This window comes from Enterobacter cloacae complex sp. SYL001 (genome assembly GCF_049237025.1).
Lineage (GTDB): Bacteria > Pseudomonadota > Gammaproteobacteria > Enterobacterales > Enterobacteriaceae > Enterobacter > Enterobacter intestinihominis.
Window position 1 is genome coordinate 40,596 of the sequence record NZ_JBMKJI010000023.1, and the last position, 25,659, is coordinate 66,254.

Genomic DNA, 25,659 nt, shown 5'->3' on the forward strand with positions numbered 1-25,659 from the left:
TTTACTCCTTCTCGTTGACCTCTGGCAGCTGCCAGAAATCGAAAAAATTAAACCAGTCGAGCGGCGACAAGAGCGCGTAATGCTCCAGCCGCTGCGCATAGCGATCGACGGTCTGCTGTAGCGCCTGCTGGCGTTCGCCGCGCGGCAGCAGCAGAGGGTCGGCAAACGGCTCGCAGTGCAGGGTCAGCTTTCCCTGTTGGCAGAGGGCAAAAATCAGCACCACCGGGCAGCGCAATAGGGACGCCAGGATAAACGGTCCCTGCGGGAACGGCGCGGGCTGGCCCATAAATTCGCTCCATATCACCCGCCAGCTGCCGCCGCGCTGCGGGGTGACGGCGATGCGATCGCCCACGATCGCCACCCATTCGCCGCGATCCAGCTTCTCTTTAATGAGGATGGCGGTCTCCGGGCCAATGTCGGTGACCGGCATCAGGTGAATGCCCGCCTGCGGCGCCATCTCCTCCATCACCTGTTTAAAACGCTGAGCATTGTCGCTAAAGACCAGCGCGTTGATGGTTTTCGCCCCTTCGCGCTGGGCCAGCGCCCGGCAGGCTTCCACATCGCCAAGATGCGACGCGAGCAGCAGTTTGCCCTGAGGATCGTCAAGACCCAGCGCCTCCTGCGCGCCTGGCGCAAAGACCAGATCGCGATGAAGCTTCATTTCGCCGCGCCAGCTGGCCACTTTGTTCAGCATGGCATGACCGAAGCGCAGGAAGTGGGAAAAACTGTTAAGCCGTGCGGGTTGCGGCATTTGCCGCTGTGCCATCACCGTTTTAACCCGCGTCAGCCATTGCTGCGACGCCTGACGCGCAGCGCGGGCGGCCAGCCAGTAGACGGCCGTAACCGGCCACAGCAGGATGGTAAACGCCTTTCGCCCCAGCAACTGCCAGACGCGCAGCATCAGGCGCATGCCCCATAATCCTTTCACCTCCTGCTGCTGCGCCCAGTGCTGCGAGCGGCGACGCATCAGCAGGGAAGGAATGCGCGGCAGCATGCCGAGAAACAGACGGGTATGCATCAACGAGATGCGCACGTTGTCTTTCAGGGCATCGAAATGGGATACCCCGTCCGGCGGATAGGTCACGCGGGTGGGCAGAAAATAGCTGGTGTTGCCCTGCCAGTAGAGGCGCACCATCACTTCAGTATCAAAATCCATCCGCCTGCCGAGCGGCGTGCCCGCCGCCAGGCGCATTACCGGCGCTATCGGGTAAACGCGAAACCCGCACATGCTGTCTTTCAGTTGCAGGGAGAGGGTTTCAATCCAGACCCAGACGTGTGTTATCCAGCGCCCGTACAGGCGCGAACGGGGGATCGAGTCATCATAAACGGGCTGACCGGAAATGAGCGCATCGGGATGGCGTTCGGCCAGCGCCAGCAGTTTGGGGATGTCTTCAATAGCGTGCTGGCCGTCAGCGTCCACCTGAACGGCGTGGGTGAAGCCGCGATCGGCACAGGCTTTCAGCCCCTGCATCACCGCCGCGCCTTTGCCGCTGTTTTCGGCGAGGCGCAGCAGCGTGACCTGCGGACGATCCGCCGCCAACGCTTCAAGCGTGCGGCGCGTGGTTTCATCACTGCCGTCGTCCACCACCAGACAGGGCAGATCGAAAGGCGCCAGGCGCGCCAGCACCGAAGCCATCATCGCCCCGTGGTTGTAGCACGGGATCAGGACGCAGGGACGGAAGGTTACTGACATAAGCGAATCTTCCCGCTGCTGGCGGTGTGGCGCTCGTTACCCGCATGGCGCTGGTAGCTAAAGGTCAGCATCTGGCGTTCGGGCTGCCAGGCAAGGAGCAGCGTGACCGTGTTCTCCGGTAACAGCGGGGCGGCGAACTTTACGTTCTGAATACTGTGAAAACGGTAGCCCGGCGCCAGCGCGGCGGCGTAATGCATCACCCGGTCGAGCTGGGCTACGCCCGGCAGCAGCGGCTGTACGGCGAAATGTCCCTTAAACCAGAGCAGGTCAGGATCAAGATAAAGGGTTATCTCCAGATACCCGGGGCCAGGCTCGCGGCGTTCGATTTCAGGGATTTTCATGAAACAACTCCTGTAGCTGCGCAGTTACGCGCTTGTTCATGCTGTTGACCGGAATTTCATCAACGATCCGCCAGTAGCGCGGCACGGCAACCGGTTCAAGCCAGGGGCGAAGGGCGCGACGCCAGGCGAGCTCCTGCGCTTTTTTGCTCTGTTCGTGTTGCTGACGCACCGCTTCATTCAGCACCAGCAATACGCCAATACCCTGACGCCCGCCGCGCGTCACCGTCAGCGCGGCGGCTTCGCGGATGCCGTCCAGCGCCAGCAGGCGGCGCTCAATGTCATCGAGCGAAATGCGCTTATCTTCAATTTTGACCACCCGACCGCGGCGCCCGACGAGGCTGAACTGCCCGTCAGCCGTGAAGTGCAGGATATCATCCAGCAGGACCCCCTCCGCCTCGGGGATCAGCGGCGACATCACGCGATTGCCGTGAAACGTCACGCCGGGGAAAGGCTGCCAGCGGATGCTTTCCTCCTGACGGTAGCGCCAGGCCATTACGCCTGTTTCCGTGCTGCCGTATATTTCATCCGGCCAGACGTTGAGCCAGGCCTGAACCGCGGCGACCTCCTGCCAGGGCAGCGAGCCGCCTGCGGAGAAGAGCAGGTTGACGGGGGGCGGCGTCAGTGACGCGTCCAGCCGCTTGAGAAACGCCGGACTGCTGATGAAAAGATAGCGTTTATTGTCGGGAAGGGCAGAGAGCTGCTCGGCATAGTTGAGCAGGCTGGCGTGCAGCGGCAGGCCGAGCGCCATGGGTAAGACGACACGAAACGTCAGGCCATACAGGTGGTGCAGCACCACGGAAGCGACGACGTGACAGCCTGCCAGACGATCGCCAAAATGTTCCGCCAGCAGACGAGCCTCACGATCCAGGCTGACCACCGGCTTACTCACCCGCTGCGGCGTGCCGGTCGAGCCGGAGGTGTAAAGCTCGATCGTGCGCATCTCATCGATGGCAGGCAGCGGTGAAAAGGGATGGCCTGCCCGCTGAACGGAAGCCACCCGCAGCTGTCGCCCCTGAAAATCGAGCGTGGTGTCACTCAGGACGCCGCTGAACAGCGCCCGCTGTTCGTTAAGCTGTGCTGCCCGGCTGTGCCCGGGGAGGACCGGCGTTTTACCCGCATGCAGCGTCGCCAGCAGCGCGACAATAAACAGATAGCCGTTTTCGATGCACAGCGCCCAGCGCTCGCCTTCTTCATCACGCAGCGTGTCGACCAGCTGAGTGACATCGTGGCGCAGATCGCCAAGCGTCCAGAGATGGTTGTCCTGCCAGGCGACAGGGGTGTCGTCAGGGCGGGGGGCACTGAGCCACTGGCTAAGCGGGAGAGTGTTAAGCATCGTTTTTCATCACCCGTTGTCGCACCAGCCACTCGCCGGCCATCAGCGTGCCCATCAGGAGATAGGCAATCATCCCGTTCCACAGAGTCCACAGACGGATATCGGCGTGTAATACGGTAAACAGCGCGATCGCCCCGTTAATAATAAAAAAGCCGCACCAGACCCGGGTAACCCGGCGCGTGTAACGTACCCCGACAGGGGAGAGGTCCGGTTCACGCAGGCGCGCCAGCCGTTCAACGACAGGCATTGCCGTCCACAGCGAACCGCCAAACACCGCCAGCATCACCAGATTCACCACCACCGGATAAAACAGCACCCACTGGTGCGCGTGCAGGACGTAGCTCGCCGCGCAAAGCGCTATGCCAGCCAGCGCCAAGCTCACGAAAAGATAACGCAGGGGACCGCCCTGCCGACGGGCCTGGCAGATGCGTAACAGCAGCACCAGCGCCATCACGGGCAGTATCCCGTGCAGGCTATTATTCGCCAGCCCGAAGCCGATCAAAAACGGCCATGCCAGCAGCATCAGCCCCGTCAGGGCGGGAAGAACTGGAATCGAACGCACGTTACGCGTCGCGCTGAAGCTGTTCCACAACGTCCACGACGTCCTGCACCGTGCGCACCGCTTTGAAGGTTTCGGGCTTGATTTTATGGCCCGTTTTCTTTTGCAGGTGCACTACCATATCGACGGCATCAATGCTGTCGAGATCCAGATCCTCGTAAAGCCGTGCCTCAGGGGTAATATCCTCCGGGGCGACTTCAAACAGCGTAATAAGAAGCGCAGAGACTTCCTGATAAATCGTTTGTTGTTCTGTCATAGCGGTCATTCTCAGGCGCGTTGTTGATGAATAAAAGCCGCGAGCGTGGCAACGGAATAGAAGTGCTGACGCATCTCGTCACTTTCGGCAGAAAGCACTACGCCGTACTGATTTTTTACCGCCAGCCCCAGCTCAAGGGCGTCGATTGAGTCCAGACCGAGGCCGTCGCCAAAGAGCGCGGCGTCTGTATCAATATCCTCTGGGGTAAGTTCTTCCAGATTCAGCGTAGAGATAATGAGATTCTTAATTTCAAGATAGAGCGCTTGCATCTTTCGTTCCTGACAAAGATTGAAGACCGGTTGTTAACTGATGCTGCATATGCCGGTTTAACTGCCTTGCCGCCAGCGCGGGTTCGTGCTGACTCGCATCATAAAAATCATGAATGTTGATGCGTTCGCGAACATCCACGGTGAAAACAGGTTTGTTGGGGGGCGCGTTATACCAGCTGCTCTGTTTATCCAGCATCCGTTCGCTACAGTGGATCACCACCACGCGCACGGCGCTGTTGCAGCGAACGGCGATATTCGCCGCCCCACGTTGCAGGGTCATGGCTTCTCCCACCCGGGTGCGGGTGCCTTCAGGGAAGATAAGCAGGGTGTCGCCCTGGGCCAGACGCTGCTGGCTTGCGGCAAGCAGCGTGTCGGCTTCGCTGTTAATCAGATAGTCCGCCGCGCGGATCACGCCGCTGACGAACGGGTTACGCAGCAACGCGCTTTTCACCAGACAGTCAGTTTCGTTCATCACCGACGCCAGCAAAACGTAGTCCAGCAGCGAGGGATGGTTCGCAATCACCAGACAGCCTCGCTCGGCGCGCAAAACGTCCAGGTTGTTGAAATGGTAATCCAGTACCCCTACACCGCGTACCACCGCGAGGAACAGGCGGAAACTGGCAGAAATAGTGCGGCGTGCCAGGCGGCGACGTTGAGTGCGGTCACGCTGGAAAATCAGCAGCAGGTTAAACCACACCAGCGACAGCGTCAGCCCGCCGAGGCCGAACAGGGCGAAGCACAATCCGGTCATCAGCATGCGCCATACCCGATCGAGGCGGGAACGTAACCCTCTCATTGGCGCGTCCATTGCCACAGCAGGCGCTCGCCCGGCAGGGTAAACTGGCGCTCGTCCCGCAGGTAATGGCGCAGGAACTGCAGGCTTTGCGGCAGCGCGGGCTCTTCAGGCCTGCGGTTGGCGTGCGTTTCACAGCTGAGCGTATTTCCGGCCTCAATTACCAGCGCCAGCGCGTAGGGCCAGACGGGCATCTGCGGCGGCAGCCCGGCGTGATAAAACTCCGGCAGCAGACCGTCGAAATCTACAAATAACACGCGTGAGTAGCCCGCATGCAGCAGGCTCAGCACCTCGCATAAGCTCTGCTGGAAGGTATCCATACCGGCGGAAACCGACGAAGAGACAACAGGCTGACGCGCGGCGATAGTGAGATTGCCGACCGCCGAGTTGTGTACCGACATGGCAAAATCGGTGGGGGAAACGGGCTGATCTGCCGCCAGGGCCTGGAGAATACGAAAATTGCGTTCCAGCTCCCCGTGACGGCTGCTGTAGACGACGGCGTCGATGCGGTGTTTGCGCAGCATCATCAGGCCAAGATCAACGGCCAGCTTGCTGCCTGAATTCAGGCGGCGGGCGGTCATCATCGGCAGATCGGTCAGTTTCGCCAGCGGTGCATCAGGATCGATGGCGTCAGACCGGCGTGACCATGCCTGCCATTCGTCGGCATCGCTGAGTCCTGGCGCTCTTGCCTGCCAGTCGATAAGGGTAAGTGTAAATTTCATCTACGCGCGTCCGCGATAAACCTGTTTCTGTGACTTTTTCTTCGCCAGCGCGATTTGCTGCGCACATCGTACAATGTTGTCGTCGCGCTGGCGAATAAACGTCACTTTTAACCCTTTCCACCCGGTTATCCCGGCAAACGGCTTTTTGGCCGACCCGGACCCAGCAGGATGGCGAGTTTACTGCCTCCTTTCGTGGTTTCCATCCAGATTTTACAGACGCTGGTGAGCGGCACGGAGAGCAGCATGCCCACCGGTCCCAGCAGCCATCCCCAGATCAGTAACGATAAAAACACCACCATCGTCGACATGCCCAGACGGTGACCCATCATGCGCGGTTCGAGAATATTGCCCAGCACCATATGCACGACGAGGAACAGCGCCCCTACCAGCATGCACTCATAAAAACCGTTAAACAGGAACGCCTGGATCATCGGCGGAACGGCAGAAAGCACCGCGCCGATATTGGGCACGTAGTTCAGTAAAAACGCCAGCACGCCCCACATCATCGCGAACTGCACGTCCAGCAGCACCAGCCCCAGCCAGACGATCACGCCGGTCCACAGGCTTAACAGCGTTTTCAGCGCCAGATATTTGGACACACCCTTCAGCGCGCGATGCAAGCCGGCAATGTGGATCTGCGGATTGTTCAGGGCAAAACGCAGCTTATACGGCACGTGGCGCACTTCGAACAGCATAAACACCACCGTCATCACCAGCAGCAGAATGCTGGCCATTGCCCCGGAAAGCCCGGTCATCAACGTGGTGGCGTAGGTCATCACCTTCTCGGAATCCATCCGGCGCAGCATCCGTTCCGGTGAGATATGCAGATTAACGAACGGCAACATGCGCTGGAGATCGACCAGCTTGCGCGTCAGCTCTTTATTGTACTGCGGCAGCATGGTGGAAAATTCGCTCAGCGAGGCGGCGAGCACGCCGAACAGCGCCGTCAGGACAACCAGCATCACCATCACCACAATGGTAATCGCGACCGGGCGGCTGATGCCCCGGCGTAAAAACCACGTCACCAGCGGGTTGAGGACGATGGCGAAAAACAGCGCCAGCAGAAGCTGAACAATGATATCCGCCGCCGCATGGATACCCGCAAGGATAACCACCAGGCAGGCGAGTTTTAATAAAATATGAAGTCCGGCTTTGTCGGGCGGGCTGGCAGTCATAAGAATTCCTTTTTCCGGGGGGCTTGCTAATTGTAGTGCGCCGGATTCGCTTCGTCTGGAGCGTTAGTCTTAAAGTCATGGAAAAAAAATGGCCCCCGGCGCAAGCGACGGAGGCCACGTCATCCCGGTGAACGATTACTGGATTAGAAGGGTGTTAATGATGTTTTCAGCGGTTGCCTGCGCTTTTTGCTGATTATCTGCAGGCAGAGTGATCTGCATGGTCAGCAGTTTATTATCTACCTTGCCGAGAACCACGGAGGAGTAAGCGGTCTGGCCTTTGGCGGAGATGATGCTGTCCAGCTGTTGCAGCGTGTGGCCTTTCAGCTCGATAGACTTATTGGTCACCACCTGAAGCTGCGGGTCGCGGCTGCGCTGCTGATCTTCCAGACGTTTGGACAGCACACCCAGATCTTCGCTGGTATCGTCACCGACAATCACAATGACTGCTTTTTGCCCGGTGGCATCGGAATAGACGTGCATGTTGTTCGCCTGGGTGCCCAGCTTACCGCTCTGATCGGTCATGTCCGCGGGCAGAGAGAAACTGAGTTTGCCATCCATCAGGCTCACCGGCTGACCGGTGGCGTTGCTTTCTGCTGACGCGCCCTGAGCAGGCGTTTTGGTGTCGCTGTTATCACAGGCTGCAAGGCCAACAACCAGCAGGCCAATCCCGACATATTTAACCAGATTGCGCATTGACTTCTTCCTTTCGATAAACGGCCATAGCGGCTCATTCGTTCATCTTATCACAACTGATAAAGCGAACCCTTAACCTGCCTGCAATGCGGACATTTCAGATTTATCTGCCAGTCTTTTCAGCAGCATATTCAACAGCACGCCGTACATCGGCAGGAAGAAGACCAGGCTGATAAGCACCTTAAAGGCGTAGTCCACCAGAGCGATTTCCATCCAGTGTTCTGCCATGAAGGCGTCCGGGCTGCGCCAGAAGGCAATGAAGAAGAAGGCCAGCGTATCGCTCACGTTACCGAACAGCGTGGAAGCCGTTGGTGCCATCCACCAGCGATGGTTCTGACGCAGGCGGTTAAACACGTGGACATCGAGGATCTGCCCCAGGGCATAGGCCATAAAGCTGGCGGCGGCAATACGCGCGACGAACAGGTTGAAGTGCGTCAGCGCTTCGAAGCCCTGCCAGCTTCCCATGTAAAACAGCGAGGAGATGGCGTAGGAGACAAACAGTGCCGGGATCATCACCGCAAAAATAATCCGCCGCGCCAGCGGTGCGCCAAAAATACGCACGGTTAAATCCGTCGCAAGGAAAATAAACGGGAAACTGAACGCGCCCCAGGTGGTATGGAAACCAAAAATGGAGATGGGGAGCTGTACCAGATAGTTACTGGAGATGATCACCAGCAGATGAAATAGCGAAAGCCAGAACAACGCCTTGACGCGTTGCGATTGTGTAAAGGAGTTCATATTGTACCTTTTTGATTAATATTTGGGGTGAGGGAACCCAATAGAGCCGCCGCATGATACTGCTTTAACGACACTTTGCAATGGCTAATTTTCACGCAATCGTTAACCTGGTTTGCATTGGCGATAGCGGGGCGTAAACTACAGCCGTTTTTACCTGAACGAGAAGAACATGACCGACCTGTTTTCCAGCCCAGACCACACGCTTGATGCTCAGGGCCTCCGTTGCCCGGAGCCGGTAATGATGGTGCGTAAGACCGTCCGTAACATGCAGAGCGGCGAAACGCTGCTGATCGTCGCCGATGACCCGGCCACTACCCGCGATATTCCCGGTTTTTGTACCTTTATGGAACATGAACTGGTAGCGCAGCAAACCGAGACCTTGCCGTACCGGTATGTGATTCGTAAGGGGTAAGTGCGACCTGATGCCCGGCGGCGCTTCGCTTGCGCGGGCCTACGGGTGTAGTAGGTCGGGTAAGGCGCAGCCGCCACCCGACAAGCACCCATCACAATTTCGAACCATCGTTTCAAAATTTCGCGCTTTTTGTGAGGCGCTTCACCCTCCTTTTTCCAGCCGTAGTCTAATTTTTAAACCTCAAAAACTAAAACATCGTTTTAACGCTTATTTCACTACCCTGGAGTTGACTCAATGAAAACGACCCTCAAGCCGTTACTGGCTGCTCTGTGCCTGTCTGCTTTTGCCTGCACCGTTTCTGCCCAGACCATCAAAGCCGCCGATGTGCATCCTGAAGGCTACCCGAACGTGGTGGCGGTTCAGCAGATGGGTGAAAAACTCAAACAACAAACCGATGGCAAGCTGGAGATTAAGGTCTTCCCCGGCGGCGTGCTGGGGGATGAAAAGCAGATGATTGAGCAGGCGCAGATGGGGGCGATAGACATGATCCGCGTCTCTATGGCGCCGGTTGCCGCCATCCTGCCGGATATCGAAGTGTTTACGCTGCCCTACGTATTCCGCGATGAAGACCACATGCACAAGGTGATCGACGGGGATATCGGCAAGCAGATTGGCGACAAGCTGACCGCCAACCCGAAATCGCGCCTGGTCTTCCTCGGCTGGATGGATTCCGGCACCCGCAATCTGATCACCAAAGCGCCGATCGTTAAACCGGAAGACCTGAAAGGGAAGAAGATCCGCGTCCAGGGTAGCCCGGTGGCGCTGGCCACGCTGAAAGCGATGGGGGCGAACTCGGTGGCGATGGGCGTCAGCGAGGTTTACAGCGGCATGCAGACCGGGGTGATCGATGGCGCGGAGAACAACCCGCCAACTTTTATCGCCCACAACTACATGCCGATCGCCAAAAACTACACGCTGAGCGGCCACTTTATCACTCCGGAAATGCTGCTCTACTCCAAAGTGAAATGGGACAAACTCAGCGCTGACGAACAGCAAAAGATCCTGACGCTGGCCCGCGAAGCGCAGTTCGAGCAGCGCAAGCTGTGGAATGCGTATAACGACCAGGCGCTGGCAAAAATGAAGGCTGGCGGCGTGAAGTTCCACGATATCGACAAAACGGTGTTCATCAAAGCCACTGAGCCGGTGCGCGCGCAGTATGGCGACAAGCATCAGGATCTGATGAAAGCCATCGCTGACGTTCAGTAAACCGGAGTACGTATGTCCGAACTCTACCTGAAGTGGATGGATCGTCTGTACCTGCTCGCCATGGCGGTGGCGGGTCTCTCGCTGCTGGTGATGACGATTGTCATCCCCATCGGCATCTTCTCACGCTACGTGCTCAATCGCGGCGAATCCTGGCCGGAACCGATCGCCATTATCTGCATGGTGACGTTTACCTTCATCGGCGCGGCGGTAAGCTACCGCGCCGGGTCGCATATTGCGGTCAACATGCTTACCGACCGCCTGCCCGCGTCGCTGCAAAGGCTGTGCGCGCGGGTAGTGGATCTGCTGATGCTGCTGATTTCTGGCCTGATGTGCTGGTACAGCTACTGGCTGTGCGTTGAGCTGTGGGAGCAGCCGGTGGCGGAGTTTCCGCTCCTGACCTCCGGCGAAAGCTATCTGCCTCTGCCTGTCGGGTCGGCCATTTTGATCCTGTTTGTGCTTGAACGCCTGCTGTTTGGCTCGCAGGAAAACCGTCCGGTCGTGCTGATCGGCAATCACAGTTAAGGGGTGAACAATGGATGCTTTTGTTTTGTTATTCACCCTCGCCATTTTGCTGGCGCTGGGGATGCCGGTGGCCTTCGCCGTCGGCTTAAGCGCCGTGGCGGGCGCGCTGTGGATTGACCTGCCGCTGGAGGCGCTGATGATCCAGATCACCAGCGGGGTGAATAAATTTACCCTGCTGGCAATCCCGTTCTTCATTCTTGCCGGGGCGATCATGGCGGAAGGGGGCATTGCCCGACGGCTGGTGAATTTCGCCTACGTGTTCGTCGGCTTTATCCGCGGTGGGCTGTCGCTGGTGAACATTGTCGCCTCGACGTTCTTCGGCGCGATTTCCGGCTCGTCGGTGGCGGATACGGCGTCTATCGGCAGCGTGATGATCCCGGAGATGGAGAAGAAGGGTTATCCGCGCGAATACGCGGCGGCGGTGACGGCCAGCGGGTCGGTGCAGGCGATTCTGATCCCGCCCAGCCACAACTCGGTGATTTACTCCCTGGCGGCGGGGGGAACGGTCTCCATCGCCACGCTGTTTATCGCGGGCGTGCTGCCGGGCCTGCTGCTGGGGGTGAGCCTGATGGTGCTCTGCCTGTGCTTCGCCCGCAAGCGCGGCTACCCGAAGGGGGACAAAATCCCGTTCAGGCAGGCGCTGAAAATTATGCTCGATGCCCTGTGGGGGCTGATGACGGTGGTGATTATCCTCGGCGGGATCTTGTCCGGGATTTTTACCGCCACCGAATCTGCCGCCGTGGCCTGCCTGTGGGCGTTCTTCGTCACCATGTTTATCTACCGCGACTACAAGTGGAGCGAACTGCCGAAGCTGATGTGCCGCACGGTGAAAACCGTCACCATCGTGATGATTTTAATCGGCTTTGCCGCGGCGTTTGGGGCGGTGATGACCTACATGCAACTGCCGATGCGCATCACCGAATTCTTCACATCGCTCTCCGATAACAAGTACGTGATCCTCATGTACCTCAACATCATGCTGCTGCTGATTGGCACGCTGATGGACATGGCGCCGATCATCCTGATCCTGACGCCGGTGCTGCTGCCGGTGACCAATGCACTGGGTATCGACCCGGTGCATTTTGGGATGATCATGATGGTTAACCTGGGGATTGGGCTGATCACGCCGCCGGTCGGATCGGTGCTGTTTGTGGCGAGTGCGGTGAGTAAGCAGAAGATCGAACACGTGGTGCGGGCGATGCTGCCGTTTTACGGTATGTTGCTGGTCGTGCTGGGGATGGTGACGTACATTCCGGCGATTTCATTGTGGTTGCCGGGGCTGTTAGGGATGCAGTGACGCGTGCGGCCTGATGCCCTCACCCCGGCCCTCTCCCGCGGGGAGAGGGGGCAAACACGAGAAACGGCAACCCGGTTGCCGTTTCACTTTTACCTTTGACGCAACAACCGCAACGCGTTCGCCGTAACCAGCACCGTCGCCCCCGTATCCGCCAGTACCGCCAGCCACAGTCCGGTCATGCCGAGCAGCGTGGTGACCAGGAAAATCCCCTTCAGACCCAGCGCAATGGCGATGTTCTGCCGAATATTGGCGCGTGTTGCCCGCGCAAGTTCTATCATCTGCGCCAGCCCGGTCAGGCGGTTGTGCGTCAGCGCCGCGTCGGCGGTCTCCAGTGCCACGTCGGTGCCGCTGCCCATCGCAATGCCGATGGTGGAAGCTTTCATTGCCGGGGCGTCGTTTATTCCGTCCCCGACCATCGCCAGCGGGGCGTTGCTGTTCAGCCCGGTTACCGCGCTGACTTTATCCGCAGGCAACAATCCGGCCTTAAATTCCAGCCCCAGCTCGCCTGCAATCGCCGCCGCCGCGCGCGGATTATCGCCGGTCAGGATCACGCCCTGTACTCCCAGCTTGTGCAGTGCGTCGACGGCCTCTTTCGCATCGTCACGCAGGGTGTCGCGCAGCGCCAGCATGCCCATCGGCACACCGTCCTGCATCACGGTAACGACCGTCTGACCGGCCTGCTCCAGCGCCTCAACCTGTGGAGTAGAGCGCGCGTCCGCCGCGGCGATCAGCACTTTTTTGCCTTCGACCACAGCTTCAATCCCTGACCCGACCAGCGCTCGCTGGGCCGTTGCCGGAGGGATGTTCAGCCCGCGGCCCTTCGCTTCACGTACAATCGCCTGCGCCAGAGGGTGGGTGGAACCCTGCTCCACGGCAGCGGCCAGCGTCAGCAGGGCGTCTTCACTGATGTCCTGCGGATACACGCCGGTCACCTGCGGCCTGCCGACGGTCAGCGTGCCGGTTTTATCGAAGGCGATGTGCTGGACCTGGCTCAGCTGTTCCAGCGCCGCGCCGCCCTTAATCAGCGCCCCGCGACGTGCCGCCGCCGCCAGCCCGGAGGTAATCGCCGCCGGGGTGGAGATCACCAGCGCACACGGACAGCCGATCAGCAGCAGCGTCAGCCCTTTGTAAATCCAGCCCTCCCACGGTGCGCCGAAGAACAGCGGCGGGACGACGGTGACCAGCAGCGCCACCAGCATGATGGCGGGGGTATAAATCCGGCTGAAGCGATCGATAAAGCGTTCTACTGGCGCGCGGCGCTCCTCGGCCTCTTCAATCAGCCTGAGGATGCGGTCGATGGCGCTGTCGCCCGGTTCGGAAAGGACCGTCAACTGCACCAGTCGGTCGACGCTGGTGGCGCCCGCAGGCACCTTTTCACCCGCCGCGCGCGCTACCGGGATGGATTCCCCGGTCAGGGCACTTTCGTCAAAACTTGCGGTGGCGGTAACGAGGGCCCCATCGGCTGGCAGACGTCCGCCTGCGGGCACTTCAATCACGTCACCCGGGCGCAGGGTGTTGATGGCGACCGTTTCACGCTGACCATCAATAACCCGCGTGGCGGTTTCCGGCTTTAGCGCCATCAGCGCGCTCACCCCTTTACGCGCCCGGCTCGCCGCCCAGCCCTCAAGGCGTTCGCCAATTAAGAACAGCAGCAGCACCATCGCCGCTTCCGCCGTCGCGCCAATAAACAGCGCCCCGATAGCCGCCACGCTCATCAGCGTTTCGATGGCAAACCAGCTGCCGCTTCTCATCAGACGCAGCGCCTGACGGGCAATCGGGAACAGGCCAACCAGCGTGGTGGCGATAAACGCCAGGTTGCCGAACGGGTGGTTGATCTGCTCCAGCCCCCAGCTCAGGGCCATCATGATGATGAGGGTGATAAGGGGCAGGTTTTCTTTTAGCGGGGACGTTTTTTCTGCGGGCGCCGTTTCGCTGCGCAGGGTATAACCCGCTTTGCTGACGGCGGCCTCAACCTGTCTGCTGACGTCGTTTTCGGCGCTGACCAGCAGCTTTTCGGTAGCGAACAGCACCTGAACGTGGCTCACGCCCGGCACCTGCTTCACCGCGTTTTCCACTTTGCGGGCGCAGGCCGCGCAGTCCATGCCGTTGACGACCCAGCTGTAGTGATTGCCGCTTTCAGGCAGCGTTTGAGTTTGCGTTTCGCATGCGCCCTCGCAGCAGCAGTCCTCTTTTGGCGGAACCGGGCTGAGCTTAAGTGCCGAGAATTGGGGAACTTTTTTAGGTATTTCTGGAGTCGACATGGCAGTCTCCGGTAATGATAATTTTCTCATTAACCGCAGCATACACTCTGGAGTCGACTCCAGAGTCAAGCGTTATTTAGATATACAGTGAACGCACAATCAGGAAGTGTCCGGCAAAGTAACAGGCGGCAGAAATCGCATTATCCGCACGGAAGCGGCGGCGATAGTGGCTGCCCAGCCAGACGATGTTACCCAACAGCAACAGTGCGGCACCGAAGAACGCGGATATCGCAGGCGCTGTCGGACGGAAGAACCACAGCTCGCCCGCCAGCCACACCATCACCAGCGTCATGGCGATAAACGTACACACCGGCAGACGCATCTCTTCCAGACGCGACCAGATCACCGCGATCAGCAGGGCGCCAATCACCAGCAGCACCAGCGGCAGCGGCCAGAAGATGGAGAGCATCATCTGGCTGGCAAAGTAGATGGTATAGAGCAGATGCGACAGGAAGAATGCCCCCACGGCGTACAGCAGACGCTGGCGCGGCAGCAGGGTTAAGGCATCGCCAATCAGGGACGCACACAGCCCCGCGAGGACAAGATAGCTGATGGCGTTAAACATCGGTGCCTGCCAGGCAAGCAACAGCAGGAGCAATAGCGTGACGGGTTTAAACAACCAGCGCTGCCAGGCTGGGCCACGGTAAGACGCATCGACGTAAAGCCATGCGGAAAAACAGACAGCGATAAATGACCAAAGCATATTAACTCCCTGTAACTGTTGAGGCTGAATGATCAGTTCCTGATCCAGTGTAGTGACGCGAGCGGTCGTTTGGCAATGCCGGGGCAGGCGAGGTATCCTGAATTCCGCATAATCTGATGGGATTTTTCAATGAGCAAGATGCCGCTGTTTTTCATTATCGTGGTGGCGATTATCGTCATTGCCGCCTCGTTTCGCTTCGTGCAGCAGCGCCGTGAGAAGGCCGACAATGACGCCGCGCCGCTGATGCAAAAGCGCGTGGTGGTGACGAACAAGCGTGAGAAGCCGCTTAACGACCGCCGCTCCCGCCAGCAGCAGGTGACGCCTGCGGGCACAACGATGCGCTATGAAGCGAGCTTTAAGCCGGAAACCGGCGGGCTGGAGATGACCTTCCGCCTGGAGGCGCAGCAGTACCATCAGCTGACGGTGGGGGAGAAAGGCACGCTGAGCTACAAAGGGTCGCGGTTTGAAGGGTTTGAACCGGAGCAGTAATTTTCCCCTCACCCCGGCCCTCTCCCCGAAGGGGAGAGGGTGTAAGCGTCTCCTCTCCCCTTCGGGGAGAGGGTTAGGGTGAGGGGGTTACTTCTTCACCTGCGCCTTAAACTTCTTCATCCACACCAGCAGCTCAAATACGCCGAAAATAAACACCCGTAGCTGCTGCCAGCCGGTCATCGGTGGGCTATCTTTCGGCAGTCCGTTTTTCAGCATCACCATCTGCAAGGCATGCATGAACGCGGTGAAAATCAGCGCCACGTTAATGAAGATATTCAGCGGACGCGGGAACGGGTGCACCAGATTCAAAATCAAAAATGCCCAGACGCCCAGCATCAGCAAGCGCCCTACGTTAATCAGTACTGGCATCGGATCCTCCTTGTGCCTGACGGTGATACAGACGATAAGCCACCTGGCCGGCGACCTTCTCGCGGTGCAGATCCCAGTGAACGGGAACGGGCGGCAGACCATTTTCCACTTCGCTTTCAACGTAAATCAGCGCGTCGTCCGCCAACCAGCCATTTTGCTCCAGCAGGGATAGTGTCTCTTCCAGCAGCCCTTTACGGAACGGCGGGTCAACAAACACCACGTTGAACGGCGTCCCCTGTTGCGCGAGGAAGCTCAGCGTGTTGGTATTCACCACTTTGGCGTTGGTTGCTTTCAGCGTAGCCAAATTTTGCTGCAACGTCTGCGCGACGCCGCGCTCCATCTCCAGCAACGTGGCGCTCGCAGCATAGCGCGACAGCGCTTCCAGCCCTAATGCACCGCTTCCGGCGAAGCAGTCCAGGCAATGGGCGTCTACCATTGACGGGGCGAGCCAGTTAAACAGCGTCTCGCGAACGCGGTCCGTGGTAGGGCGTAAACCGGGGCTGTCCGGCACCGGTAATTTCCGGCCTCGCCACTGACCGCCGATAATGCGAATTTGACCGGCCGGGGCGCGGGTGGGTTTCTTCATCTCAGGAAAGCTCTGTTAACAATGCCCTGCGATTGCGGGCGGTGATGTCAATTAAGTAAAGTGTTAGACTATTTCATCATTTTTTTAGCTTCCCTGTATATAGCGCCGCGAGGAGTGTAGTCGCAGATGGCAAAACAAAAAAAACGTGGCTTCTTTTCCTGGTTGGGTTTCGGTGAAAAAGAGCAAGAAACAGAACAGAAAACCGAAGAACAGCAGGTTGTAGAAGAGCAGTCACAGCCTGAAACGCCTGTCGAAACCGCTGCGGTTGTCGAAGCGGAAGAGCCAGCCCACAGCAAAGAAGAGATTGAATCCTTTGCCGAAGAGGTGGTTGAGGTTACCGAACAGGTTCAGGAGAGCGAAAAACCAGAGCCGGTTATCGTTGAAACCCTTACCGAAGCGCCGCAGGCCGCTATCGAACACGAAGCGCTGCCGCTGCCGGAAGAGGTGAAAGCTGAAGAAGTTTCTGCCGAAGAGTGGCAGGCCGAAGCGGAAACCGTTGAAATTGTTGAGGCGGTGGAAGAAGAAGCGGCCCTTGAGCCAGAGCTGACCGACGAAGAGCTGGAGGCCCAGGCGCTGGCGGCGGAAGCGGCTGAAGAAGCGGTCATCGTCGTGCCGGTGGAAGAGCAGGCCGAAGAAGAGATCGTTCAGGAGCAGGAAAAACCGACCAAAGAAGGTTTCTTCGCGCGCCTGAAGCGCAGCCTGCTCAAAACCAAAGAAAACTTAGGATCCGGATTTATCAGTCTGTTCCGCGGCAAGAAGATCGACGACGATCTGTTTGAGGAGCTGGAAGAGCAACTGCTGATTGCGGACGTGGGCGTGGAAACCACCCGGAAAATCATCGCCAACCTGACCGAAGGGGCGAACCGCAAACAGCTGCGTGACGCCGAGGCGCTGTACGGCCTGCTGAAAGACGAGATGGGTGAAATTCTCGCAAAAGTTGACGAACCGCTTAATATTGAAGGCAAAATGCCCTTTGTTATTCTGATGGTTGGCGTCAACGGCGTGGGTAAAACCACCACCATCGGCAAGCTGGCGCGCCAGTTTGAGCAGCAGGGCAAATCGGTGATGCTGGCGGCGGGCGATACCTTCCGTGCGGCAGCGGTGGAACAGCTCCAGGTGTGGGGCCAGCGCAACAATATTCCGGTCATTGCCCAGCACACCGGCGCGGATTCCGCGTCCGTGATTTTCGATGCCATCCAGGCGGCGAAGTCGCGTAATGTGGACGTGCTGATTGCAGATACCGCAGGGCGTTTGCAGAACAAATCGCACCTGATGGAAGAGCTGAAGAAAATCGTTCGCGTCATGAAGAAGCTGGACGAAGATGCACCGCATGAAATTATGCTGACTATCGACGCCAGCACCGGACAGAACGCCATCAGCCAGGCGAAGCTGTTCAATGAAGCGGTAGGACTGACCGGGATCACGCTGACCAAGCTGGACGGCACCGCGAAAGGCGGGGTGATCTTCTCCGTGGCCGACCAGTTCGGCATTCCTATCCGTTATATCGGTGTGGGCGAGCGTATTGAGGATTTACGTCCGTTTAAAGCGGACGACTTTATTGAGGCACTATTTGCCCGAGAGGACTAACAATGATTCGCTTTGAACACGTCAGCAAGGCCTATCTCGGCGGGAGACAAGCGCTGCAGGGGGTAACATTCCACCTCCAGCCAGGCGAGATGGCATTCCTGACCGGCCATTCCGGCGCGGGGAAAAGTACCCTGCTCAAGCTGATCTGTGGGATCGAGCGGCCAAGTGCCGGGAAAATCTGGTTCAGCGGCCATGAAATTAGCCGTCTTAAGAACCGTGAAGTGCCGTTCCTGCGTCGTCAGATTGGCATGATTTTCCAGGATCACCACCTGCTGATGGATCGCACGGTTTTCGATAACGTCGCGATCCCGCTGATTATTGCCGGCGCCAGTTACGATGATATCCGCCGTCGCGTTTCGGCGGCGCTGGATAAGGTCGGGCTGCTGGACAAAGCGAAGAACTTCCCGATCCAGCTCTCCGGCGGTGAGCAGCAGCGCGTGGGCATCGCCCGTGCGGTGGTGAACAAGCCTGCCGTCTTGCTGGCGGATGAACCGACCGGTAACCTGGACGATGCCCTCTCTGAAGGGATCCTGCGTCTGTTTGAGGAATTTAACCGCGTGGGGGTCACGGTACTGATGGCGACGCACGACATGGGGCTTATCTCACGCCGTTCGTACCGCATGCTGACCCTGAGCGACGGGCATTTGCACGGAGGCCACGGTGAATAAGCGTGATGCAATGAACCAGATTCGGCAGTTCAGCAACCGGTTTGACCGTTTCCGCAAGCCTCAGGGCAGCGGGGACGGCAATCGCCATGCGCCTAAGCGTGCCAAAGCGACACCGAAACCGAACTCCCGTAAAACCAACGTCTTCAACGAACAGGTGCGCTACGCCTTCCAGGGCGCGTTGCAGGATCTAAAAAGCAAACCGCTGGCGACGTTCCTGACGGTGATGTTGATTGCCATCTCCCTGACGCTGCCGAGCGTCTGCTACATGGTTTACAAAAACGTGAACCAGGCGGCGTCCCAGTACTATCCGTCGCCGCAGATTACCGTTTATCTGGATAAAGCCCTCGACGATAACGCGGCGGCTCAGGTAGTGGGGCAGATTCAGGCCGAGCAGGGCGTGGAGAAGGTGAACTATCTTTCCCGCGATGAAGCGCTGGGCGAATTCCGCAACTGGTCCGGGTTCGGCGGCGCGCTGGATATGCTGGAAGAGAACCCGCTGCCCGCCGTGGCGGTGGTGATCCCGAAGCTCGATTTCCAGGGCACCGATTCGCTCAACACCCTGCGCGACCGCATTACCCGCATCAATGGGATTGATGAAGTGCGCATGGACGACAGCTGGTTTGCCCGTCTTGCCGCCCTGACCGGGCTGGTGGGGCGCGTATCGGCGATGATCGGCGTGCTGATGGTGGCGGCGGTGTTCCTCGTCATCGGTAACAGCGTGCGCCTGAGCATCTTCGCCCGTCGCGATACCATCAACGTGCAGAAACTGATTGGCGCAACGGATGGTTTCATCCTCCGCCCGTTCCTCTATGGCGGCGCGTTATTAGGTTTTTCTGGTGCATTTCTTTCATTGATTTTGTCAGAAATTTTGGTGATGCGGCTGTCGTCTGCCGTCACCGAGGTGGCGCAGGTTTTCGGAACGAAGTTTGATATCAGTGGCTTAGGGTTCGATGAGTGCCTGCTGTTGCTGCTGGTCTGCTCCATGATCGGCTGGGTGGCGGCATGGCTGGCAACGGTTCAACATTTACGCCACTTTACTCCCGACTAATAAAAGCGTGATATAATCTTTCCCTGCACCGAGATGTTCGCTTGCAGGGAAAGCGTCCCTGTTGTCTCTTCCCCTGTAATCATCTTCATGTCACATTTTGTGCGTAATTTATTCACTGTTGCACCTGGAACTTGTGGATAAAATCACTGTCTGATAAAAGAGTGAATGCTAATCTCGTTGCTCAAACGCTTTGGCATGGTTGTTGCCTGACGGGGACAACCTGGACCAGAAGAAACATTGAGAGGAATGAATGACCAAAGAAATGCAAACTTTAGCTTTAGCCCCTGTTGGTAACCTGGAATCTTACATCCGGGCTGCGAACACCTGGCCGATGTTAACGGCTGAGGAAGAAAAGGAGCTTGCTGAAAAGCTGCATTACCAGGGCGATCTGGAAGCAGCTAAAACGCTGATCCTGTCTCACCTGCGCTTTGTTGTTCACGTTGCTCGTAATTATGCGGGCTACGGCCTGCCGCAGGCGGACCTGATTCAGGAAGGTAACATTGGCCTGATGAAGGCGGTACGTCGCTTCAACCCGGAAGTGGGTGTGCGACTCGTCTCCTTCGCCGTGCACTGGATCAAAGCGGAAATTCACGAATACGTTTTGCGTAACTGGCGTATTGTGAAAGTCGCTACGACGAAAGCGCAGCGCAAACTGTTCTTCAACCTGCGTAAAACCAAGCAGCGTCTGGGCTGGTTCAACCAGGATGAAGTGGAAATGGTGGCGCGCGAGCTGGGCGTTTCCAGCAAAGACGTCCGCGAGATGGAATCCCGTATGGCCGCGCAGGACATGACGTTTGATATGTCTGCCGACGACGATGCCTCCGACAGCCAGCCGATGGCCCCGGTCCTGTATCTGCAGGATAAAACCTCTAACTTTGCTGACGGCATTGAAGAGGATAACTGGGAAGACCAGGCGGCAAACAAGCTGACCTTCGCGATGGAAGGCCTCGACGAGCGTAGCCAGGATATCATCCGTGCCCGCTGGCTGGACGAAGATAACAAGTCCACGTTGCAGGAACTGGCCGACCGCTACGGCGTCTCCGCTGAACGTGTGCGTCAGCTTGAGAAGAACGCCATGAAAAAACTTCGCGCCGCTATCGAAGCGTAATTTCCGCGAAGTACACCGAGAACCCCTGGATGAGAGTCTGGGGGTTTTGTTTTTTTAGCGCCCGCTCTGGCGAATTTCTTCCCCCTGGCAAACACTTACTGATGCGCTAAGCAGGCGACATTCAGAGGGTGACAGGGTGAAAAATAACGAACTGAACAACCGGCGTTTACAGGCGACGCCGCGCGGTATCGGCGTCATGTGTAACTTCTATGCCGATAAAGCCGAAAACGCCACGGTGTGGGACGTAGAAGGTAACGAGTATATTGATTTTGCCGCCGGGATCGCCGTGCTGAATACCGGGCATCGCCATCCTAAAGTTATCGCCGCCATCGAAAAACAGCTTCATGCCTTTACCCATACCGCTTACCAGATCGTCCCCTATGAAGGTTATGTGGCGCTTGCCGAGCGCATCAACCAGCGCGTACCCATAGAGGGGCCAGCCAAAACCGCCTTTTTCTCAACGGGTGCAGAAGCGGTCGAAAATGCGGTGAAAATTGCCCGGGCGTACACCAGACGTCCCGGCCTTATCACCTTCGGCGGCGCGTTCCACGGCCGTACCTTTATGACCATGGCGCTGACCGGCAAAGTGGCGCCCTATAAGCTCGGCTTCGGCCCGTTCCCCGGCTCGGTGTACCACGCGCAATTCCCCAACAACCTGCACGGCGTCAGTACCGCCGAAGCGTTAAAAAGCCTGGAGCGCATCTTCAAAGCCGATATCGCGCCCGATCAGGTGGCGGCAATCATTATTGAACCGGTTCAGGGCGAGGGCGGATTCAACGTCGCGCCCGCTGATTTTATGCAGGCGCTGCGTGCCCTGTGCGATACCCACGGGATTTTACTGATCGCCGACGAAGTGCAAACCGGCTTCGCCCGTACCGGCAAGCTATTCTCCATGGAAAACCACTGCGTGAAGCCCGATCTGATCACCATGGCGAAAAGCCTGGCGGGCGGAATGCCGCTCTCTGCCGTCTCTGGCCGGGCAGAGGTGATGGACGCGCCCGCTCCGGGCGGACTGGGCGGCACCTACGCGGGTAACCCGCTGGCGATTGCGGCGGCCCATGCGGTGCTGGACGTGATTGACGAGGAAGATCTCTGCACGCGCGCGTCTCATCTCGGCCATCATCTTGTCGAGGTGCTGAATAAAGCGAAGGATGGCTGTCCCTGGATCGCCGATATCCGTGGACAGGGCTCGATGGTGGCGGTGGAATTTACCGATCCGCAAACCGGACAGCCGTCGCCGGAATTTACCCGTCAGGTTCAGGAGCGCGCGTTGAACGAAGGGCTGCTGCTTTTGAGTTGCGGCGTCTACGGCAACGTTATCCGCTTCCTCTACCCGCTCACCATCCCCGAAGCGCAGTTCCGTAAAGCGCTGGATATTATTTCCGCCTCGCTGACACGATAAAGCCAAAAGCCCGGCTGAAATGACAGTCGGGCTTATCATATTTTCATTTCAAATTAGCTATTCCAAAATCATAAAAATGGGGTATGTTTTAGCAGAGTATGCTGAAAAAGCGCGAACAGCACGCCTATAATTGAAATAAAGCGCTACACAACAACATCACAACAATCGTTATAACCATAATAATGGGGAATCTCAGGATGAACATGAAGGGTAAAGCGTTACTGGCAGGATGTATCGCGTTGGCATTCAGCACTATGGCGCAGGCCGATATTAAAGTGGCCGTGGTGGGCGCGATGTCCGGTCCGGTAGCACAGTACGGCGACCAGGAATTTACGGGCGCGGAACAGGCGGTTGCAGACATTAATGCTAAGGGCGGCATCAAGGGCGAAAAGCTGCAAATCGTAAAATATGACGATGCCTGTGACCCGAAACAGGCGGTCGCGGTGGCGAACAAAGTGGTAAATGACGGGATCAAATACGTTATCGGTCACCTGTGCTCCTCTTCCACCCAGCCCGCGTCTGACATCTACGAAGACGAAGGCATTCTGATGATCACGCCGGCTGCGACGGCACCAGAGCTGACCGCGCGCGGCTATAAGCTGATCCTGCGTACCACCGGTCTGGACTCGGATCAGGGGCCAACCGCCGCGAAATACATCGTGGAAAAAGTGAAGCCGCAGCGCATCGCGATTGTTCATGACAAACAGCAGTACGGCGAAGGCCTGGCCCGTGCGGTGCAGGATAACCTGAAAAAAGCGAATGCCAACGTGGTGTTCTTTGACGGTATCACCGCCGGTGAGAAAGACTTCTCGACTCTGGTAGCGCGTCTGAAGAAAGAGAATATCGACTTCGTTTATTACGGCGGCTACCACCCGGAAATGGGGCAGATCCTGCGTCAGGCGCGTGCGGCGGGTCTGAAGACACAGTTCATGGGGCCAGAAGGCGTGGCGAACGTTTCCCTGTCTAACATCGCGGGTGAGTCTGCTGAAGGGCTGCTGGTGACCAAACCGAAAAACTACGACCAGGTGCCTGCGAACAAACCTGTTGTAGATGCCATCAAGGCGAAGAAACAGGATCCAAGCGGTGCGTTCGTCTGGACCACTTACGCAGCGTTGCAGTCTCTGCAAGCGGGCCTGAACCAGTCAGCCGATCCGGCGGAGATTGCCACCTGGCTGAAAGCGAACTCGGTGGAAACCGTGATGGGGCCGCTGTCCTGGGATGAGAAGGGCGACCTGAAGGGCTTCGAGTTCGGCGTGTTTGACTGGCATGCCAACGGCACGGCGACAGACGCCAAATAAAAGCAAAAAGGCAACGTAAGTTGCCTTTTTTAATGTTTTCTCCCTCTCCCCGTGGGAGAGGGTCGGGGTGAGGGCATCAGGCCGCAGAGCCCCGCTTTTGCCCGGTGGCGCTTCGCTTACCGGGCCTACAATCAGCCTGGGAAAATGCGGCAGATAATGAATGTAGGCCGGGTAAGGCGCAGCCGCCACCCGGCTTTCTTTTAGCGCTTCTCCCACCCGTTCGCCTGCGCCGTAAACCCTAACGCCTGCATAAACGCCGCCATTACGCCGCGATCCTCTACGCCCACGTCGGCCATCCACCAGGAGGTCACGCTCGGGTTTTCGCGGATCACCTCTTCAATCAAATACTGCCCGACCCCGCGACGACGGGTCACGTCGCGCACGCGCAGGGAGTCCAGCGCCCCTTCCGTGCCGCTCAGCGTTACGCGGACGGCGGCCAGCAGGCGCTCGTTAAAGCGCGCGGCATAGATGCGGTGGTTCTCATCGACGGCCAGCGATGAAGAAGAATATTCCGGCCAGATCTTGCCCAGGTCGATATGATCCTGGTCGCTAAAGGTCACCAGACGCACGATAGTCAGTTTCATTAGCTGCTTGTCCAAATCAAAAAGAGTACGGCCAGTGTACTCAATTTAATTGCTCAGGCACTTTCTCTTTTTCTTCCTATTTACCAGGTGATTAGTTTTTTGGCAACGCGATGGGCAGTTTGAAAACACATGGATCGAAAAATAAGCAGAATTTTAACCTGAATGGTAGTGATTTATTCGGCGCTTTGTACCGTTATTTTATGCTGCAAACTGCGCTTTTATTTGTTTATCTCCGTCTGATTTCAGAATATTATCTTTGCTTAATCGCCTGAAAAATAGAGATATTAGTCTGGTTTTTGTTAAAAACCTGCGCTAAACCATTAAAGGCACTGGTAAAAATAGCGTTGTTCATTAAAAGTACAGAATGCTTTTTAACCATAATAAAACAAAATATAAACATCACTTCACGAATGGGGATTCTGAGATGAAAAGGAACGCGAAGACGTTAATCGCGGGGATGGTCGCACTGTCGATCTCGCATGCCGCTATGGCAGACGACATTAAAGTTGCGGTAGTGGGTGCGATGTCCGGCCCCGTTGCCCAGTGGGGCGATATGGAGTTCAACGGCGCGCGTCAGGCCATCAAAGATATCAATGCTAAAGGCGGCATCAAAGGCGACAAGCTGGTGGGCGTGGAGTATGACGACGCCTGCGATCCAAAACAGGCCGTCGCGGTCGCCAACAAAATCGTTAACGACGGTATCCAGTACGTCATCGGGCACCTGTGTTCCTCCTCCACGCAGCCTGCGTCTGATATCTACGAAGACGAAGGCATCCTGATGATCACCCCGGGCGCCACCAACCCGGAACTGACCCAGCGGGGTTACCAGCACATTATGCGTACCGCCGGTCTGGACTCCTCGCAGGGGCCAACCGCCGCCAAATACATCCTCGAAACCGTTAAGCCACAGCGCATTGCCATCATTCATGACAAACAGCAGTACGGTGAAGGCCTGGCGCGCTCCGTACAGGACGGCCTGAAAAAAGGCGGGGCGAATATCGTCTTCTTCGACGGCATTACCGCCTGTGAGAAAGACTTCTCCGCGCTGATCGCCCGCCTGCAAAAAGAGAATATCGACTTCGTTTACTACGGCGGCTACTACCCGGAAATGGGGCAGATGTTGCGCCAGGCGCGCGCCACCGGTCTGAAAACCCAGTTTATGGGGCCTGAGGGCGTCGGTAATGCCTCCCTGTCGAACATCGCGGGCGATTCTGCCGAAGGCATGCTGGTGACGATGCCAAAACGCTATGACCAGGATCCGGCGAATAAAGCTATCGTGGATGCGCTCAAGGCACAGAAGAAAGATCCGAGTGGCCCATACGTCTGGATCACCTACGCGGCCGTGCAGTCGCTGGCCACGGCCATGGATCGCACCGGCAGCAAAGAGCCGCTGGATCTGGTGAAAGATTTAAAAGCACACGGGGCGAACACCGTGATTGGGCCGCTGAACTGGGATGAGAAAGGCGATCTGAAGGGATTTGAATTTGGTGTCTTTAAGTGGCACGCCGACGGTTCGTCCTCGGTCGCCAAATAATAATCCCACCGCC

28 protein-coding genes are annotated in these 25,659 nt (G+C 57.7%); 12 read left to right on the forward strand and 16 right to left on the reverse strand.

Annotated features, from left to right (window positions below):
* Nucleotide 1 precedes the first annotated feature (1 nt).
* The 11 genes from ACOTZP_RS18335 to ACOTZP_RS18385 form a co-directional block, all read right to left on the reverse strand.
* Nucleotides 2–1,693, reverse strand: coding sequence for a glycosyltransferase family 2 protein (locus tag ACOTZP_RS18335; RefSeq protein ID WP_023307140.1), 1,692 nt, complete (start codon nt 1,691–1,693; stop codon nt 2–4).
* Nucleotides 1,684–2,034 carry a (3R)-hydroxymyristoyl-ACP dehydratase gene (locus ACOTZP_RS18340; protein WP_022649683.1) on the reverse strand — a complete coding sequence of 117 codons (351 nt, stop codon included), beginning with the start codon at nt 2,032–2,034 and terminating at the stop codon, nt 1,684–1,686. The genes ACOTZP_RS18335 and ACOTZP_RS18340 overlap by 10 nt, the downstream gene beginning before the upstream one ends.
* Nucleotides 2,021–3,367, reverse strand: a complete 1,347-nt coding sequence (locus ACOTZP_RS18345) for an AMP-binding protein (RefSeq protein WP_271074497.1) — start codon at nt 3,365–3,367, stop codon at nt 2,021–2,023. The genes ACOTZP_RS18340 and ACOTZP_RS18345 overlap by 14 nt, the downstream gene beginning before the upstream one ends.
* Nucleotides 3,360–3,959 carry a hypothetical protein gene (locus tag ACOTZP_RS18350; protein ID WP_271074498.1) on the reverse strand — a complete coding sequence of 200 codons (600 nt, stop codon included), beginning with the start codon at nt 3,957–3,959 and terminating at the stop codon, nt 3,360–3,362. The genes ACOTZP_RS18345 and ACOTZP_RS18350 overlap by 8 nt, the downstream gene beginning before the upstream one ends.
* Complete coding sequence (locus tag ACOTZP_RS18355; RefSeq protein WP_022649680.1) at nt 3,931–4,182, reverse strand: acyl carrier protein; 252 nt, start codon at nt 4,180–4,182, stop codon at nt 3,931–3,933. The genes ACOTZP_RS18350 and ACOTZP_RS18355 overlap by 29 nt, the downstream gene beginning before the upstream one ends.
* Before the next feature lie 11 nt (nt 4,183–4,193).
* Nucleotides 4,194–4,451, reverse strand: coding sequence for a phosphopantetheine-binding protein (locus tag ACOTZP_RS18360; RefSeq protein ID WP_003861263.1), 258 nt, complete (start codon nt 4,449–4,451; stop codon nt 4,194–4,196).
* Nucleotides 4,432–5,247 carry a lysophospholipid acyltransferase family protein gene (locus tag ACOTZP_RS18365; RefSeq protein ID WP_271074499.1) on the reverse strand — a complete coding sequence of 272 codons (816 nt, stop codon included), beginning with the start codon at nt 5,245–5,247 and terminating at the stop codon, nt 4,432–4,434. Before ACOTZP_RS18365 ends, ACOTZP_RS18360 begins: the two co-directional genes overlap by 20 nt.
* Entirely contained in the window at nt 5,244–5,966 is a 723-nt protein-coding gene (locus ACOTZP_RS18370; RefSeq protein ID WP_058677290.1) for a beta-ketoacyl synthase chain length factor, read from the reverse strand. The genes ACOTZP_RS18365 and ACOTZP_RS18370 overlap by 4 nt, the downstream gene beginning before the upstream one ends.
* Nucleotides 5,967–6,091: 125 nt before the next feature.
* Nucleotides 6,092–7,141, reverse strand: a complete 1,050-nt coding sequence (locus ACOTZP_RS18375) for an AI-2E family transporter (RefSeq protein WP_271074500.1) — start codon at nt 7,139–7,141, stop codon at nt 6,092–6,094.
* 135 nt (nt 7,142–7,276) lie between these two features.
* Nucleotides 7,277–7,834 (reverse strand): DcrB family lipoprotein, encoded by a 558-nt coding sequence (locus ACOTZP_RS18380; protein ID WP_271074501.1) that lies wholly within the window; start codon nt 7,832–7,834, stop codon nt 7,277–7,279.
* A gap of 72 nt (nt 7,835–7,906) precedes the next feature.
* On the reverse strand, nt 7,907–8,572 hold the full coding sequence (locus tag ACOTZP_RS18385; protein ID WP_045622192.1) for a 7-cyano-7-deazaguanine/7-aminomethyl-7-deazaguanine transporter: 666 nt from the start codon (nt 8,570–8,572) through the stop codon (nt 7,907–7,909).
* Nucleotides 8,573–8,741: 169 nt separating this feature from the next.
* Here ACOTZP_RS18385 and tusA point away from each other — a divergent pair, with 169 nt between their 5' ends.
* The 4 genes from tusA (at nt 8,742) to ACOTZP_RS18405 (ending at nt 12,009) form a co-directional block, all read left to right on the forward strand.
* Nucleotides 8,742–8,984 (forward strand): sulfurtransferase TusA, encoded by a 243-nt coding sequence (gene tusA, locus ACOTZP_RS18390; protein WP_023307136.1) that lies wholly within the window; start codon nt 8,742–8,744, stop codon nt 8,982–8,984.
* 234 nt (nt 8,985–9,218) lie between these two features.
* Nucleotides 9,219–10,190: a TRAP transporter substrate-binding protein gene (locus tag ACOTZP_RS18395; RefSeq protein ID WP_063146801.1), complete on the forward strand. Its 972-nt coding sequence runs from the start codon at nt 9,219–9,221 to the stop codon at nt 10,188–10,190.
* Between the two features lie 12 nt (nt 10,191–10,202).
* Nucleotides 10,203–10,712 carry a TRAP transporter small permease gene (locus ACOTZP_RS18400; RefSeq protein ID WP_023298808.1) on the forward strand — a complete coding sequence of 170 codons (510 nt, stop codon included), beginning with the start codon at nt 10,203–10,205 and terminating at the stop codon, nt 10,710–10,712.
* A 10-nt stretch (nt 10,713–10,722) separates the two neighbouring features.
* Nucleotides 10,723–12,009 (forward strand): TRAP transporter large permease, encoded by a 1,287-nt coding sequence (locus ACOTZP_RS18405; RefSeq protein ID WP_022649674.1) that lies wholly within the window; start codon nt 10,723–10,725, stop codon nt 12,007–12,009.
* Nucleotides 12,010–12,098: 89 nt separating this feature from the next.
* Here the strand turns inward: ACOTZP_RS18405 and zntA are convergent, their stop codons facing one another.
* Nucleotides 12,099–14,270, reverse strand: a complete 2,172-nt coding sequence (zntA, locus tag ACOTZP_RS18410) for a Zn(II)/Cd(II)/Pb(II) translocating P-type ATPase ZntA (RefSeq protein ID WP_271074502.1) — start codon at nt 14,268–14,270, stop codon at nt 12,099–12,101.
* Nucleotides 14,271–14,346: 76 nt separating this feature from the next.
* Entirely contained in the window at nt 14,347–14,973 is a 627-nt protein-coding gene (locus ACOTZP_RS18415; protein ID WP_421633763.1) for a lysoplasmalogenase, read from the reverse strand.
* Nucleotides 14,974–15,102: 129 nt separating this feature from the next.
* Between ACOTZP_RS18415 and ACOTZP_RS18420 the strand changes: the two genes are divergently transcribed.
* The gene (locus ACOTZP_RS18420; protein ID WP_271074504.1) at nt 15,103–15,462 is read left to right on the forward strand and encodes a DUF2500 domain-containing protein; all 360 of its coding nucleotides are present in this window, start codon (nt 15,103–15,105) and stop codon (nt 15,460–15,462) included.
* A gap of 87 nt (nt 15,463–15,549) precedes the next feature.
* Here the strand turns inward: ACOTZP_RS18420 and ACOTZP_RS18425 are convergent, their stop codons facing one another.
* Nucleotides 15,550–15,831, reverse strand: coding sequence for a DUF1145 family protein (locus tag ACOTZP_RS18425; RefSeq protein WP_022649670.1), 282 nt, complete (start codon nt 15,829–15,831; stop codon nt 15,550–15,552).
* Complete coding sequence (rsmD, locus tag ACOTZP_RS18430; RefSeq protein ID WP_063853835.1) at nt 15,815–16,417, reverse strand: 16S rRNA (guanine(966)-N(2))-methyltransferase; 603 nt, start codon at nt 16,415–16,417, stop codon at nt 15,815–15,817. Before rsmD ends, ACOTZP_RS18425 begins: the two co-directional genes overlap by 17 nt.
* A 126-nt stretch (nt 16,418–16,543) precedes the next feature.
* On the opposite strand from rsmD, the gene ftsY reads away from it, so the two are divergent.
* The 6 genes from ftsY to livJ all read left to right on the forward strand — a co-directional run bounded on the left by ftsY (nt 16,544) and on the right by livJ (nt 23,528).
* Entirely contained in the window at nt 16,544–18,004 is a 1,461-nt protein-coding gene (ftsY, locus tag ACOTZP_RS18435; RefSeq protein ID WP_023298805.1) for a signal recognition particle-docking protein FtsY, read from the forward strand.
* Between the two features lie 2 nt (nt 18,005–18,006).
* The gene (ftsE, locus tag ACOTZP_RS18440; protein ID WP_006812284.1) at nt 18,007–18,672 is read left to right on the forward strand and encodes a cell division ATP-binding protein FtsE; all 666 of its coding nucleotides are present in this window, start codon (nt 18,007–18,009) and stop codon (nt 18,670–18,672) included.
* Nucleotides 18,665–19,720, forward strand: a complete 1,056-nt coding sequence (gene ftsX / locus ACOTZP_RS18445; protein WP_421633764.1) for a permease-like cell division protein FtsX — start codon at nt 18,665–18,667, stop codon at nt 19,718–19,720. The genes ftsE and ftsX overlap by 8 nt, the downstream gene beginning before the upstream one ends.
* Nucleotides 19,721–19,970: 250 nt before the next feature.
* Complete coding sequence (rpoH, locus tag ACOTZP_RS18450; protein ID WP_000159624.1) at nt 19,971–20,828, forward strand: RNA polymerase sigma factor RpoH; 858 nt, start codon at nt 19,971–19,973, stop codon at nt 20,826–20,828.
* A gap of 136 nt (nt 20,829–20,964) precedes the next feature.
* Nucleotides 20,965–22,230, forward strand: coding sequence for a 4-aminobutyrate--2-oxoglutarate transaminase (locus ACOTZP_RS18455; RefSeq protein WP_046620679.1), 1,266 nt, complete (start codon nt 20,965–20,967; stop codon nt 22,228–22,230).
* Nucleotides 22,231–22,427: 197 nt separating this feature from the next.
* The gene (gene livJ / locus ACOTZP_RS18460; RefSeq protein ID WP_015571474.1) at nt 22,428–23,528 is read left to right on the forward strand and encodes a branched chain amino acid ABC transporter substrate-binding protein LivJ; all 1,101 of its coding nucleotides are present in this window, start codon (nt 22,428–22,430) and stop codon (nt 23,526–23,528) included.
* Nucleotides 23,529–23,728: 200 nt separating this feature from the next.
* On the opposite strand, the gene panM is transcribed toward livJ, so the two are convergent.
* The gene (panM, locus tag ACOTZP_RS18465) at nt 23,729–24,112 is read right to left on the reverse strand and encodes an aspartate 1-decarboxylase autocleavage activator PanM (RefSeq protein WP_022649664.1); all 384 of its coding nucleotides are present in this window, start codon (nt 24,110–24,112) and stop codon (nt 23,729–23,731) included.
* Nucleotides 24,113–24,536: 424 nt separating this feature from the next.
* Between panM and livK the strand changes: the two genes are divergently transcribed.
* The gene (gene livK / locus ACOTZP_RS18470) at nt 24,537–25,646 is read left to right on the forward strand and encodes a high-affinity branched-chain amino acid ABC transporter substrate-binding protein LivK (RefSeq protein ID WP_271074506.1); all 1,110 of its coding nucleotides are present in this window, start codon (nt 24,537–24,539) and stop codon (nt 25,644–25,646) included.
* The last annotated feature ends 13 nt before the right edge of the window (nt 25,647–25,659 follow it).

What these genes read in the sequence shown, in the direction of transcription:
- rpoH (WP_000159624.1), top strand. Translation starts at nt 19,971, where the DNA reads ATGACCAAAGAAATGCAAACTTTAGCTTTAGCCCCTGTTGGTAACCTG.
- ACOTZP_RS18370 (WP_058677290.1), bottom strand. Translation starts at nt 5,966, where the DNA reads ATGAAATTTACACTTACCCTTATCGACTGGCAGGCAAGAGCGCCAGGA.
- ftsY (WP_023298805.1), top strand. Translation starts at nt 16,544, where the DNA reads ATGGCAAAACAAAAAAAACGTGGCTTCTTTTCCTGGTTGGGTTTCGGT.
- livJ (WP_015571474.1), top strand. Translation starts at nt 22,428, where the DNA reads ATGAACATGAAGGGTAAAGCGTTACTGGCAGGATGTATCGCGTTGGCA.
- ACOTZP_RS18375 (WP_271074500.1), bottom strand. Translation starts at nt 7,141, where the DNA reads ATGACTGCCAGCCCGCCCGACAAAGCCGGACTTCATATTTTATTAAAA.
- tusA (WP_023307136.1), top strand. Translation starts at nt 8,742, where the DNA reads ATGACCGACCTGTTTTCCAGCCCAGACCACACGCTTGATGCTCAGGGC.
- panM (WP_022649664.1), bottom strand. Translation starts at nt 24,112, where the DNA reads ATGAAACTGACTATCGTGCGTCTGGTGACCTTTAGCGACCAGGATCAT.
- ACOTZP_RS18360 (WP_003861263.1), bottom strand. Translation starts at nt 4,451, where the DNA reads ATGCAAGCGCTCTATCTTGAAATTAAGAATCTCATTATCTCTACGCTG.
- ACOTZP_RS18420 (WP_271074504.1), top strand. Translation starts at nt 15,103, where the DNA reads ATGAGCAAGATGCCGCTGTTTTTCATTATCGTGGTGGCGATTATCGTC.
- rsmD (WP_063853835.1), bottom strand. Translation starts at nt 16,417, where the DNA reads ATGAAGAAACCCACCCGCGCCCCGGCCGGTCAAATTCGCATTATCGGC.
- ACOTZP_RS18425 (WP_022649670.1), bottom strand. Translation starts at nt 15,831, where the DNA reads ATGCCAGTACTGATTAACGTAGGGCGCTTGCTGATGCTGGGCGTCTGG.
- ACOTZP_RS18415 (WP_421633763.1), bottom strand. Translation starts at nt 14,973, where the DNA reads ATGCTTTGGTCATTTATCGCTGTCTGTTTTTCCGCATGGCTTTACGTC.
- ACOTZP_RS18395 (WP_063146801.1), top strand. Translation starts at nt 9,219, where the DNA reads ATGAAAACGACCCTCAAGCCGTTACTGGCTGCTCTGTGCCTGTCTGCT.
- ACOTZP_RS18355 (WP_022649680.1), bottom strand. Translation starts at nt 4,182, where the DNA reads ATGACAGAACAACAAACGATTTATCAGGAAGTCTCTGCGCTTCTTATT.
- ACOTZP_RS18335 (WP_023307140.1), bottom strand. Translation starts at nt 1,693, where the DNA reads ATGTCAGTAACCTTCCGTCCCTGCGTCCTGATCCCGTGCTACAACCAC.
- livK (WP_271074506.1), top strand. Translation starts at nt 24,537, where the DNA reads ATGAAAAGGAACGCGAAGACGTTAATCGCGGGGATGGTCGCACTGTCG.
- ftsE (WP_006812284.1), top strand. Translation starts at nt 18,007, where the DNA reads ATGATTCGCTTTGAACACGTCAGCAAGGCCTATCTCGGCGGGAGACAA.
- ACOTZP_RS18400 (WP_023298808.1), top strand. Translation starts at nt 10,203, where the DNA reads ATGTCCGAACTCTACCTGAAGTGGATGGATCGTCTGTACCTGCTCGCC.
- zntA (WP_271074502.1), bottom strand. Translation starts at nt 14,270, where the DNA reads ATGTCGACTCCAGAAATACCTAAAAAAGTTCCCCAATTCTCGGCACTT.
- ACOTZP_RS18340 (WP_022649683.1), bottom strand. Translation starts at nt 2,034, where the DNA reads ATGAAAATCCCTGAAATCGAACGCCGCGAGCCTGGCCCCGGGTATCTG.
- ACOTZP_RS18345 (WP_271074497.1), bottom strand. Translation starts at nt 3,367, where the DNA reads ATGCTTAACACTCTCCCGCTTAGCCAGTGGCTCAGTGCCCCCCGCCCT.
- ACOTZP_RS18380 (WP_271074501.1), bottom strand. Translation starts at nt 7,834, where the DNA reads ATGCGCAATCTGGTTAAATATGTCGGGATTGGCCTGCTGGTTGTTGGC.
- ACOTZP_RS18405 (WP_022649674.1), top strand. Translation starts at nt 10,723, where the DNA reads ATGGATGCTTTTGTTTTGTTATTCACCCTCGCCATTTTGCTGGCGCTG.
- ACOTZP_RS18365 (WP_271074499.1), bottom strand. Translation starts at nt 5,247, where the DNA reads ATGAGAGGGTTACGTTCCCGCCTCGATCGGGTATGGCGCATGCTGATG.
- ACOTZP_RS18385 (WP_045622192.1), bottom strand. Translation starts at nt 8,572, where the DNA reads ATGAACTCCTTTACACAATCGCAACGCGTCAAGGCGTTGTTCTGGCTT.